The following is a 12,320-nucleotide window of genomic DNA, read 5'->3' on the forward strand; positions in this document are numbered from 1 at the left end:
GTCCTCTCCCCCTTACCGCTGGCAGCCCAGGCAGCAAAAGGATTTCTTAGAGGAGACATCCTGCCTCACGATAGGACGTCCGCAGCGTACGCACGGCTCCCCCTCACGGTCATATACGCGGCATCGGCTGTCGAAGCCTCCAGATAACGTATCTCCCGTAAAAAGCGGCATTTCCATATACCCGCCATAATGCGTCGCCTCGATCAGCACTTCTCTCATGGACCGGTACAGCCGGCCAAACTCCAGAGAGGTTAAATCGAACGGACGTCTTGAAGGCAGCAGTCCGGCATGAAAGCAAATTTCATCACTGTAGCAGTTTCCGATACCCGCCAACAAGCTTTGATCCGCCAGATTGCTTTTGAGTGTGCCTCTCTTCACTCGCAGCCGTTCTTCAAACCTCTCCGCGGTAAAGCCGGGATCGAGCGGTTCCGGCCCGAGCTTTTCCATAAGGGCGGAAGCTTCCTCGGCCTCATAAAGATGCAAATATCCCAGGCGGAGTCCTATGCAAAACAAATGCCGGTCTCCAAAATCGATCCGCACCTGAACGGTTCGCTCAGGCGCTTCTTCCATCGTGCCATAAAATATCATGCCCCCCAGCATCAAATGGAGCACCAGGACTTTGCCTGAGGTCAAAGGAAACAGCAGATGCTTGGCTCTGCGATCCACCGTCCGGACCGCTTGGCCTGTCAGTTCGCGTTCAAACCGCAGCGGAGATACGTTGATCGACTTTTCGCGTCCAATCTCCGTGCCGGTAATCGTCCGTCCTGCGATTCGTCCGTTCAGCAGGATGCGGTAATTTTCCATTTCAGGCAGCTCCGGCAACGACTTCACCTTCCTCAACTTTTCGATCTTTCACTAGATTTCCAAGAGGAAGGGAAATTATACCTTAAAGAGGCATCGACAACTGCTCGAATCCGGGGGCGGGCTGCCGTTTTCTTGATGGCTTCGTCACGGAAGGAGACCAAACGGAAGTGGTGGATGAAGCCGACTTTCTTTTCAGCCGTTCAATCCTTTTTTCCAGTTCTGCCGCTTCGTTCCCCGCCTCCTTCGACCCAGCTTCCCGTCTCACGGCTCCCGTCCGGTTTCCGCTGCGCTTTAGCGCGCCTTGGCGCCATACGAGATCGAGTGCCAGCTGAGCGTACTCCAAAGCCGGCTTCCACTCCTTGGCTTTATGTTCGTAATACATAGACAGCTCTATATAAGGCTCCAAGGATGCGGTTCGGCTTCCGCCCTTGCAGGCGATATAATGCTTCCAAAGCAGGCATGCCTCAGACAGCATACGCCGCCGCTTGAAAAATTGAGCCAGAGGCAGCAGGCAAGCATCCACTTCGCCTGTTTCTCTTTGGGCAATGTCTGATAGAAGTTCCTCCGCTAACGCGCTCAAAGCCTCGTCGGCCTGCGCCCTCATCCCGATTTTATCCAGCCACAGCCCGAGCCGGAACCACTCTTCCCTGCCGAATTCACGGGCATGCATCCAATCCAGCTTTCCGCTCAGCAAGGCGGCAAAATGCACGGCCAACCCGGCCAACGATAGAACGTCCAGCTCGTTGTGAACAAATACGCCCTTTAAAATCTCAGGGTCCCGCTCTGCCAAATATTGAAAATAAAGCGCCGGCGCCAGCGATCCCGGGACATCGTTGTCCCGGTACACGCCCAGCCGCTCCTCCTCGATATGGCCTAATCGGCAGGACGGCAGCGTATGCTTCCATAAGCTTCGGGACGGATACAAAAAATCGATATGCCCTGCGGGCTCCGCCTGCAGCGGCATCCGGTTCATAATGTACCGGTTCTTGACGATGGGCCAGTCAAACGATTTGCCGTTATAAGAAATAAGCACCGGACGGCTTTTCAGCTTGTTTTGAAGGTAACCAAGCATGGCCGCTTCTTCCCCGGGATGCCGGATCAGCATTTGCTCGACCGTGAAACGGTCCCCTTCATAGAACCCGATCCCGATCATGAAAGGGACATTGCCGGCGCCATGGCCCAGACCGGTCGTTTCCGTATCCATGAAAAGAAGGCGTTCGTGCGGCATGCCCGACGTTTCGGCAGAACCGGTCCCCGGTTCTTTGGCAGCCAGCAAACGCCAAAGCTCATCCCCGCTGTTTGCCAAATCTCCCAGCCGGCTCCCGCCGTGCCGGTATTCGGCCTCATAGGTATTCCGGCGCAGCACGAAATCGCCCCATTCGCTTTGTTCCATGACCGCGCCAACCGCACTCCACTCGTCCGTAGAAGGATTTTCGCTTGGAGTGACCGGCACGGCCGTCTCCTCAGGCCGCTTATGCCGCAACAGCCTTTCCCTGAGCGAGCTCATCCCGCTCCCTCCAGTCGACGCAGCAAGCCAAGCGACAACTGCTTCCCGGTCATCCCCACTTCCTCGATCGGACCGACACAAGCCGGGCAGCCGCTAAGGCAGCCGCATGAAGAAATAAGCCGCTGCGCTTCGGCAAGCAGCTTACCATGCACTTCGTAGAGCCGTTCACTGAGACCTACACCGCCCGGATACCGATCATAGAAGAAGATCGTCGGCTGCTTGTTATGCACGGCTTTTACCTGCGGGACGACGCGGATATCCTGCGGGTCGCACATCAAATACAGCGGAGCGATATGCACCAGGACGTTGGACAGCCCGAGAAGCGCAAACTGCATATCGTTCGCCGTCATCCCGGAAGCCGCTTCTTCATCAAATGTGAACCAGTAGGAGCTGGTGTGCAGTTCTTCCTCAGGCAGATGAATCGGTCCAGATCCAATGTTTTCATGAGTCCCCAGCTTGATTTTTTTGAAAATCGTCGCTTTTGCGTTTACCGTCACTTCTCCATACTGCCTCAGCAGTCCCCTCTCGGCCGCTTCCCGATGAACGTGCAGCACCTTCAACTGAACCGCCAGATTGGCGTCCGTAAAGTAATCGACGTTCACTTCGCGGACATACGCTTTCTTCTCTTCATAATCCAGCTTCTCCACTTGAAACTGCACGCCCTCGTGAATATAGATCGCTTCTTCATGGATCAGCGTTGGCGCGCTGAACCTGTCTACCTCGCCGAGAACACGCGCACCGTTGGTCATATCGATGATAATAAAATTTTCCTGCGCGGCGGAGCGCAAGCTGATATCGTGCGCCGGAAACGACTGCTCCATCCAATGCCAACGGTTCTTTACCCGGTGCAGTATCCGCTCCTCCGTCAAAAACTCCAAAATGTCCTTAAGCGATTCGTCCCCGAACTTCTCATTCTCCTCGAAGGGAAGCTCATATGCGGCGCACTTCACATGATCCACCAGGATGATAAGGTTGTCCGGACTGATCCGCGCCTGCTCCGGCGGGCGTTCAAAGAAATACTGGGGGTTTTGGATCATGTATTGATCCAGCGGATTGCTGCTCGCCACAAGAAACGTAATCGAGCTCTCCTGTCTGCGGCCGGCGCGGCCCGACTGCTGCCATGTGCTGGCAATCGTTCCCGGATATCCGTTTAATACGCACGCCTGAAGCTGCCCGATATCGATGCCGAGCTCGAGCGCGTTCGTGCTCACAACACCGCGGATTTCCCCGCTGCGCAGCCCCCGCTCGATCTCGCGCCTCAGCTTGGGCAAATAGCCGCCGCGGTAGCCGCGTATCGATTTGGCGCCCAACTCGTGGGCGACAAGCTCCTGCAGATATGTAAGAAGGATCTCCACCCGCACGCGGCTGCGCGCAAACACAATCGTCTGAATACCCTGCTTCAGCAGCAGGCCGGCAAGCTTTCGCGTCTCCAGCACGCTGCTCTTGCGGATGCCCAGCTGCTCGTTGACGACGGGCGGGTTATAAAACACAAAGTGCTTTTCTCCCGATGGCGCCCCATTGTCATCCACCAGCGCCACTGGTTCGCCAATCAGGCGTTCCGCATGCTCCTTCGGGTTATCGACCGTTGCGGAAGCGCAGATAAACTGCGGATTGGAGCCATAAAAACGGCAGATTCGCTTCAATCTCCGGATGACATTGGCGACATGGCTGCCGAATACTCCCCGGTAGGAGTGAACTTCGTCAATCACGATAAATCGGATATTTTCAAACAGCTTCACCCATTTGGTATGGTGAGGAAGTATTGCGGAATGGAGCATATCCGGATTCGTCACTACGATATGTCCGGCGTTGCGGATCGCCTGGCGCACGGCGGGCGGCGTATCCCCATCGTACGTGTGCGTCTTAATATCCGCTCCCATAACATTCGCAAGCTCCTGCAGCTCGGCAACCTGATCCTGGGCCAGCGCTTTGGTCGGAAACAAATAGAGCGCCCGCGCGCTCTCATCCTTCAATATTTCCTGCAGCACAGGAAGGTTGTAGCAAAGCGTCTTTCCGGATGCCGTAGGCGTCACCGTAACGACGTTCCGTCCGGCGCTCACTTCACGGAAGGAGTAGGCTTGGTGCGTATACAGCTTTTCGATTCCTCTTGTCTCAAGCGCTTCTCGCAGAAGCGGATTTAACTCGTCAGGGAACGGCTCGTACCGCCCTTCCCGAGGCGGAATCGTATGCCAGTGCGTCACCTGAGACATCAGCTCAGGCGTCGCCTTGATCAAATCTATCAATTCATTTATGGAAGCAACCTTTCCGGTCAATGGGTTCATCTTTTCGCCTCCTTTTGACGGCAGCGTTACTACCATTATATAGAATACATGTTCGTATTACAATTCCTTTTTGCATTTGATCTGCCAAAAGACCTTTTAGCAATGACATATGCCGGCGGATTTCACAGCCTTAATAATATTTAACATCATAAAATATTTATATGATAAGATTTTTGAAAGGATTAGCCCAGACGTCACCCTATGGCAGTCTTTATCGTGATCCTTGCCGCACGGCCTATTTTTCCCTGAAATAAAAATATAACCCGAGCCGATGGGTTTCGGTTCAGGTCTTTTTTACTTAAACGCGAAAGATGTTGAATATTACCCTTGCCGGCACCCATGGCCGCGCAGGATTGTGTCACTTCCTGCGCTTTCCCGGGCAATTAGGAAAACCCTTAGAGCAAATCAGAGGAATCATCGTAATCGTAACGAAGCCTGTCTTGAGAAGCCGTCGTCTGTAAAGGGGGCGATACCATAGCTGCTGCCGCATTCGTTTTGAGCTTGTCCAGCACTTCATGAAATTTCCATGCCTCTGATTCTTCGCCCTGCGAACGAATTGCGATTTGCAGAGCCTGTTCTATGACGGCGATATCCTGACTTGTGAAAGCCATACCGCAATCCCTCCTCCACATTTTTACTGAGACTATTCTTGCCCAATCCCCTGTTCTTCATACTTTTTTGTGAATCTAAACCTCTTCTTCTCCCTTGGTTCCGGAACGCATTCGTCTATTTGAACCAAATATATATCGGGACGAAAAGTACGCTGGTGATAATCGCTGTTACTCCCATGGCAAACCCACTAATGCTTCCTGCCAGCTCCGAGTCCCGGATCATCCGGGCTGTACCGATACCGTGGGCGGCGGTACCGATGGCCGTGCCGAGTGAAATATCCTCTCTTACCCCGGCCAAACGCAGCAAAGCCGGTCCGAGCAAACTTCCGATCAGTCCCGTTAACACCGTCATTGCCGCCGTGAGCTCGGGTATGCCCCCTGCTTGTCGTGCAATTTCCATAGCTACCGGGGAAGTCACGGACTTGGGCATCATCGTGATCAGCAGCTCGCGGCTGCCTCCCAAGCTCCAGACTAGCCCGGCCGACATCATCAGCGCACTTACTGAGCCTACGGTAACGCCAGTGATGATAGGCAAAAAGTTCCGTCCAATTCGCTGGGCGTTCTTGTAAAGAGGGACACCCAGCGCGACTGTAGCCGGTCCGAGCAGGAAAACGATGTAGTCCCCGCCCTTTTTATAGGCTTCATAAGGGATCCGCATCAACATCAGCACCGCAATGATCAGGATAGACGAGATAAGAAGCGGATGCAGCCCTTTCCACTTTTGCTGGCACTTTAAAGCTACGGCATAAGCGATCACCGTTAACGAAATGCCGAATAACGGCTCGGCGCTAAGCTCTTGAACGGTCATAACGGCGTTCTCCTTCTTTCATCTTCCTGCCGCTCATCAGCTTCACCGTCCAACCGGTGAAAAGCAGCACGCCGAACGTACTCATGAACAGACTGATCACGATCGTCAGCGCCTGCTCCCCGATCAAGGAGAAAAACACCATCGTTCCAGCCACAATCGGCGCAAATAACAGGAGCATATGCCGAATCAGGAACTGGCTTGCCTCTTCCACCCATGACACCTTAACGATTTTCAGAAATAAGCTGAGCGTAAATAGAATCAAGCCAATAACATTGGCGGGTAAAGGCACTCCGAACCCTTCATGAAGTACCGTTCCCAGCATATAAAAAACAAGTAATATGGCAAATCCCATCATAATTTTCGTACTCCTTCCAATGATGGCCGTATACCGGACTCGCCGTATGCATAATTTGCCCTTTCGGGTGGTATCGTAAAATTGGCGCAATGCCACTAACGTATTGACACTAACCAAAACGGGAGTTGAATCATCATGGCCAAGCCGGACAATCGTGCGGACAACGTAGAACACCTGCAAAAAAACATTAATCACACCATCGAAAACATTGAAGAGGCTGAAGCCTATTTGGACGAGCATGCCGAGGAAATCAGCCCGGAGGAACAGCAGCAGATCGAATCCAAAAATGACCGCCGCCGTGAAAGCTTAGCCGCGTTCCGTTCCGAAATCAAAGACGAAGCAAACGAACAGAACGAAGAGTAAACCGCATAAATACCTCCTCCCCCTTCAAAGGGGAGGAGGTTATTAGCTTTGCGGCTATGCATTCGTTGATCTCCGCGATACAGGGATTTCAAAACGAAAATGATCATAGGCCAGGTACGTCTCCTCATGGACAGTACGAGCCTCCGCCGTTAATTGTTCCGCCAGCTCACCTTGATAACGCGAACTAATGTGCGTCAAAATTAACGTTTTCGCACCGGCCTCCCGGGCTGTACGTGCGGCGTCGATCGCCGTCGAATGATCATATTTTACAGCCATCTCTTTTCTCTGCTCCGCAAATGTCGCTTCATGGACAAGCACATCCGCAGCCTCTGCAAGCTTCACCGCATGAGTGCACGGCTGGGTATCGCCCAATATCGTCACCGTGCGGCCGGGAATGGATGGACCGATAAACTCCTGTGCATACAGCACCTTGCCATCCGGCAGTTCGATGTTTTCTCCGTTCTTGATTTTGCCGAACAGTGGTCCCGAGGAAAGTCCAAGCTCCTTCAAACGGGCTGCATCCAGCTTTCCTTTTTGCGGTTTTTCGGTTATGCGATAACCATAGCTGTCAATGCGGTGCACCAGAGGGGCCGCCGTAACGGTCAGCTGCTCGTCTTCAAATACAAGGAACGGCTCCGATTCTTTAAATTCTACGATGTCGATCTCATAACTCAGATGGGAATCGCTCACACGAAGCGCCGTTTCAATGAATTCTTTAATTCCCTTTGGACCGTAAATGGTAAAGGGACTCTCTCCCCCTTGGTAGGATCGGCTTGACATCAAACCGGGAATACCATAGATGTGATCTCCGTGCAGATGGGTAATAAACAGCTTTTCCAGCTTGCTGATTTTGACCGGAGCCCTGAGCACCTGATGCTGCGTTCCTTCCCCGCAATCGAACATCCAATAAACGTTTCTCTCCGCCAGCAGATTCAGCATCACGGAGGTAACATTACGTTCCTTGGAAGGCATTCCGGCACCCGTTCCCAGAAAATAAAGTTCCAATATCCATCGACTCCCGTTTCGTTAAAGTCCAATCAGTGAAAAGAGTGGAGCGTTCACGCTCCACCCTGTATAGCATACCCCAAATCGGCTTTAGGCGTTAAAATATCTGGCATCGGGATGTGCAAATACGATGGCGGATACGGAAGCCTCTGGCTCCATCATGCTGCCTTCCGTCAGATGAACGCCGATATCCTCAGGGTGCATCAATGCGAAAAGCTGCTGCTGATCATCCAGGTTCGGACATGCGGGGTAACCGAACGAAAACCGCTGCCCGCGGTATTTGGCTCCGAACCTCTCCTGCATGGTCATCTCCGCCGGATCCGGGAAGCCCCATACGTCGCGCATCATTTGATGGATGCGCTCGGCGAATGCTTCCGCCGTTTCAAGAGCGGCCGCCTGCAATGCGTGAGAACGCAGATAATCGCCTTTCTCACGCCACTCAGCCGCCAATTCGCTGATCCCATGGCCGGCTGTGACGACAAGGAAACCGACATAATCCATCTCGCCGCTTTCTACCGGCTTTAAGAAATCGGCCAGACAGAGATAAGGCTCTTTTTGCTGCCGCGGAAAACTAAATTTCTGCAGCACCTTGGTATGATCTTCCGGGTCGTAAACCAGCACATCGTCGCCATCGGCCTGAGCCGGGAAGAAGCGATACATACCGTGGGCTTTAATAATGCCTTCACGCTGCGCTTCGAATAAAATCTGATCTACCGTTTCCTTCAACTGAACAGCTTTCGGGTCCTTCTCGGCCAGCAATCGATCGACTTTACCTTTCAGCCCCAAATGGTGTCCAAGCAGCATCTGCATGTTGATATAAGGCATCAAATGACTGATCGGATAATCGCGCAGCACGCGGCGTTCCAAATCCGGCGGCTGCTGTACCGGCACCGTCCGGTCTAACGTAGATACCTTCACCCGTGTCAGCTCAGGCATTTGCTCTTCCTTACGCCCGGATTCCTTCACATCCGACTCCATGCTTTCTCTCAGCTCACGAATCAATTGCTGCTTTTGTTCCGGGTCGCTGAGCTTGTTCGCGATTTCCAAGCCATCCATCGCGTCTTTGGCATAAAGGACAAGGCCGTCATATTCCGGAGCAATCCGTGTCTTGGTAAACTTCCGTGTTAATGCGGCTCCGCCTACAAGAATAGGAACATCAATTCCCGCATTCTTCAAGTCTTGAGCGGTAACGATCATTTGCTGTGCCGATTTGACAAGCAGTCCCGACAGACCGATCGCATCCGCCTTCTCTTTGCGGTACGCTTCAATCAACTGCTCGGGCGGAACTTTGATGCCCAAGTTGATAATTTTATATCCGTTATTGGACAAAATGATTTCGACGAGGTTTTTACCAATGTCATGTACATCGCCCTTCACCGTTGCCAAGATGATTTTTCCTTTGACGGCGCTCTCCGTCTTTTCCATGAACTGCTCCAAATGCGAAACCGATGCCTTCATCACTTCAGCACTCTGCAGTACCTCGGCTACGATGAGCTCGTTGTTATTGAAAAGCCGTCCGACTTCCTCCATCCCTTTCATCAGAGGACCGTTAATGATCTCAAGCGGCGAATATTTTTGCAGCGCGTCGTTCAAATCCGGAATCAGGCCTTCTTTGGTGCCTTCTACCACATAAGAAGCCAGACGCTCCTCCAAGGTCAGATTGGAAATCTTCTCTTTCTTCTCGACCTTCTTGCTGCGGAAATGCGCAACAAACGCGGCCAGCGTATCATCATTGGTATCATAGATGAGGTTTTCCGCCAATCTCCGCTCTTCTTCAGGAATGGACGCATAACGTTCCAGCTTCTCCGTATTGACAATAGCGTAATCCAGTCCTGCCTTCGTACAGTGGTACAAAAAGACGGCGTTAAGCACTTCACGCCCAGCCTCCGGGAGACCGAACGAGACGTTGCTGAGACCGAGGATCGTTTCCGTATCCGGCATCGCTTCCTTGATCATGCGAATGCCGTCAATCGTTTCTTTCGCCGATCCGATATACTGCTGATCACCCGTACCTACAGGAAAAACGAGAGGGTCAAAAATGATATCGTTCGGGTTCATTCCATATTTGTTCACAAGCAGATCATAGGAGCGCCGGGCAACCTCCAGTTTGTCTTTCGCTGTAATAGCTTGTCCCCGTTCGTCAATAGTACCTACGACAGCAGCTGCGCCATATTTATGAATGAGCGGTACGACTTTCTCGAACTTCTCTTCGCCATCCTCCAGGTTGATCGAGTTAATGATCGCCTTGCCCTGAGAATACTTTAGGCCCAGCTCAATGACCCGGTGGTCCGTGGAGTCGAGCATCAGCGGTACCTTTACTTTCTTGACGACAAGCTCCAGAAACTTCTGCATATCCGCCATCTCGTCGCGATCCGGATCCTGCAGGCAGACGTCGATCACGTGGGCTCCGCCCTTCACTTGAGCGCGGGCAATTTCCGACGCTTCCTCATACTTGCCTTCAGCAATCAGGCGCTTAAATTTACGCGAACCCAGAACGTTTGTTCTCTCTCCAACCATGTACGGACGATTCGCGTCTTCAATATATACCGTCTCTATCCCGGAAACGGCCGGCGGGTGAGTCCCTCTATGCACCCGAGGCTTGTATGAGCTGAGCGTCTCCGCCAAGGCTCGAATATGGTCAGGCGTTGTACCGCAGCAGCCTCCGGCAATGTTCAGCCAACCCTGCTCGGCGAATCCCGCCATCTTCATCGCTAACGTCTCCGGAGATTCATGGTAATTTCCGTTCTCATCCGGCAGTCCTGCATTCGGGTAACAGCTGACGGCCGTACCGGCGATATCGGCCAGCGTCCGAATATGATCCCGCATAAATTCCGGTCCCGTCGCGCAGTTCAAACCGATCGAAATCGGCTCCAAATGCTCGAGGGAAATATAGAACGACTCGATGTTTTGACCGGCAAGCGTCGTCCCCATCGGTTCGATCGTACCGGAAATCATCAGAGGAAGCTTCCTGCCCATCTGATCGAACGCCTTGCGAATGCCGATGCTTCCGGCTTTCACGTTAAGCGTATCTTGGGAAGTCTCCAGCAGCAGCGCATCTACGCCGGCTTCGATTAACGCCAGCGCTTGTTCATAATAGCTGTCGATCAATTCATCGAATGTGACGCCGCCTGTGACCGAAAGCGTCTTGGTTGTCGGACCCATGGCGCCTGCCACATAACGCGGCCATTCCGGTGTACTGTATTTATTAGCTGCCTCGATAGCCAGCTTGGCTGCAGCCAGATTGATTTCCCGGGCACGATCCTGCAGACCATATTCCGCGAGCACCACGCTGGTAGCTCCGAAGGTATTGGTCTCAACGATATCCGCGCCTGCGGCAAAATAAGCTTCATGAATTTTACGGATAATATCCGGTCTGGTAAGAACAAGGATTTCATTACACCCGTCCAGCTCTTCCCCGCCGAAATCTTCCGCAGTGAGATTTTCCTGCTGGATCATGGTACCCATGGCACCATCCAATATCATAATTTTCTTTTGTAATTGCTCTTGCAAGGATGACTTATCCATCAATAATCCCCTTTCAACCTGCCGCCATACCTGTTGTCTCTTTTTCTCAACCAGCATCTCTTTCGTCGCTGTCGAATAAACACGAAATTCAGCAAATCGTTTATCCCTAAAGTGTACCAGAAACATGCCATGATGAAAAGGAACTTCCATCATGTTCAACAGCTCACGATGCAAAAAGATTGAAATCTTTCTCCAATACTCATCGACAGATGTGGCACCTTTCACTATAATATATATAGAAACGAACAATTCTTATAGGAGAAGAGGGATTTACCATGGCAGAAATCAGAATTCGCAATACCAACGAACGAATCACCGGCGAGCAAAATGTCAAGGCATTTTTGGATAAGCAAGAGGTGCTGTATGAACACTGGAACGCTGCGAAACTGCCGGCTGAGCTTCAAGAAAAATTTGTACTGACCGATGATGAAAAAGCGCAAATTTTATCCACTTTCGATGCGGAAATCCGCGATCTTGCAAACCGCCGCGGGTACCGGACATGGGACGTCATCGCTCTTTCCGATGCGACGCCCAATCTGGATGAACTGCTTAAAAAATTCGAGCAGGTGCATACGCATACGGAAGATGAAGTGCGCGCCATTACAGCAGGTAAAGGCATATTCATTATTAAAGGCAGCGACGATGTAGGCTATTTTGACGTCGAACTGGAAGCAGGTGATGTCATTTCCGTACCGGAGAACAAGCCTCACTTCTTCACTTTGATGGAAAACCGCCAAATCGTGGCCGTTCGCCTCTTTATTGAAACGGAAGGCTGGATTGCACACCCGTTCGAAGATCCGACGTTCCAGAAGGCATAATTAAATAACAATGAACCCCGCCATATAAGGAGGCCACGGAAGAACTTACACTTTTCTCGGGGCAGCCAAAGCAGGACGACAAAAAAGGGGCCGTCCCAAAAGCAGCTTTTAGCTACGCAGGGACGGCCCTGTTTTCTTAACTTCTCATTTCCATACAGAAAAAAAGGTCAGTAGGGGGCTATACGTACTCTCTTACTCGACCTTTTTGGTTCATCGCCGCCCACTTTAATAAATTATGGGCA

10 protein-coding genes are annotated in these 12,320 nt (G+C 52.1%); 2 read left to right on the top strand and 8 right to left on the bottom strand.

Features of this window, described 5'->3' with window-relative positions:
* Positions 1-12: 12 nt before the first annotated feature.
* The 6 genes from NR121_RS19945 to NR121_RS19970 form a co-directional block, all read right to left on the bottom strand.
* Complete coding sequence (locus NR121_RS19945; RefSeq protein ID WP_256831832.1) at positions 13-822, bottom strand: Fpg/Nei family DNA glycosylase; 810 nt, start codon at positions 820-822, stop codon at positions 13-15.
* Between the two features lie 64 nt (positions 823-886).
* Positions 887-2,311 carry a ribonuclease H-like domain-containing protein gene (locus tag NR121_RS19950; RefSeq protein ID WP_137669713.1) on the bottom strand — a complete coding sequence of 475 codons (1,425 nt, stop codon included), beginning with the start codon at positions 2,309-2,311 and terminating at the stop codon, positions 887-889.
* Positions 2,308-4,593 (bottom strand): DEAD/DEAH box helicase, encoded by a 2,286-nt coding sequence (locus tag NR121_RS19955; protein ID WP_074726879.1) that lies wholly within the window; start codon positions 4,591-4,593, stop codon positions 2,308-2,310. Before NR121_RS19955 ends, NR121_RS19950 begins: the two co-directional genes overlap by 4 nt.
* Positions 4,594-4,988: 395 nt before the next feature.
* Positions 4,989-5,204 (bottom strand): hypothetical protein, encoded by a 216-nt coding sequence (locus NR121_RS19960; RefSeq protein ID WP_054818223.1) that lies wholly within the window; start codon positions 5,202-5,204, stop codon positions 4,989-4,991.
* A 115-nt stretch (positions 5,205-5,319) separates the two neighbouring features.
* A complete protein-coding gene (locus tag NR121_RS19965) occupies positions 5,320-6,012 on the bottom strand; it encodes an LrgB family protein (protein ID WP_054818222.1) in 693 nt (230 codons plus the stop codon).
* Positions 5,993-6,367 (bottom strand): CidA/LrgA family protein, encoded by a 375-nt coding sequence (locus NR121_RS19970; RefSeq protein ID WP_062408731.1) that lies wholly within the window; start codon positions 6,365-6,367, stop codon positions 5,993-5,995. The genes NR121_RS19965 and NR121_RS19970 overlap by 20 nt, the downstream gene beginning before the upstream one ends.
* A 135-nt stretch (positions 6,368-6,502) precedes the next feature.
* Here NR121_RS19970 and tlp point away from each other — a divergent pair, with 135 nt between their 5' ends.
* Positions 6,503-6,730: a small acid-soluble spore protein Tlp gene (gene tlp / locus NR121_RS19975; RefSeq protein WP_062408732.1), complete on the top strand. Its 228-nt coding sequence runs from the start codon at positions 6,503-6,505 to the stop codon at positions 6,728-6,730.
* A gap of 54 nt (positions 6,731-6,784) precedes the next feature.
* Here the strand turns inward: tlp and rnz are convergent, their stop codons facing one another.
* Both rnz and metH read right to left on the bottom strand, forming a co-directional pair.
* Positions 6,785-7,735 carry a ribonuclease Z gene (gene rnz, locus NR121_RS19980; protein ID WP_054818221.1) on the bottom strand — a complete coding sequence of 317 codons (951 nt, stop codon included), beginning with the start codon at positions 7,733-7,735 and terminating at the stop codon, positions 6,785-6,787.
* Between the two features lie 90 nt (positions 7,736-7,825).
* Entirely contained in the window at positions 7,826-11,260 is a 3,435-nt protein-coding gene (gene metH / locus NR121_RS19985; protein ID WP_062410939.1) for a methionine synthase, read from the bottom strand.
* 275 nt (positions 11,261-11,535) lie between these two features.
* Between metH and NR121_RS19990 the strand changes: the two genes are divergently transcribed.
* Positions 11,536-12,078, top strand: a complete 543-nt coding sequence (locus NR121_RS19990; RefSeq protein ID WP_054818220.1) for a 1,2-dihydroxy-3-keto-5-methylthiopentene dioxygenase — start codon at positions 11,536-11,538, stop codon at positions 12,076-12,078.
* The last annotated feature ends 242 nt before the right edge of the window (positions 12,079-12,320 follow it).

It is taken from the genome of Paenibacillus sp. Pae15 (genome assembly GCF_024519685.1).
Lineage (GTDB): Bacteria > Bacillota > Bacilli > Paenibacillales > NBRC-103111 > Paenibacillus_G > Paenibacillus_G naphthalenovorans.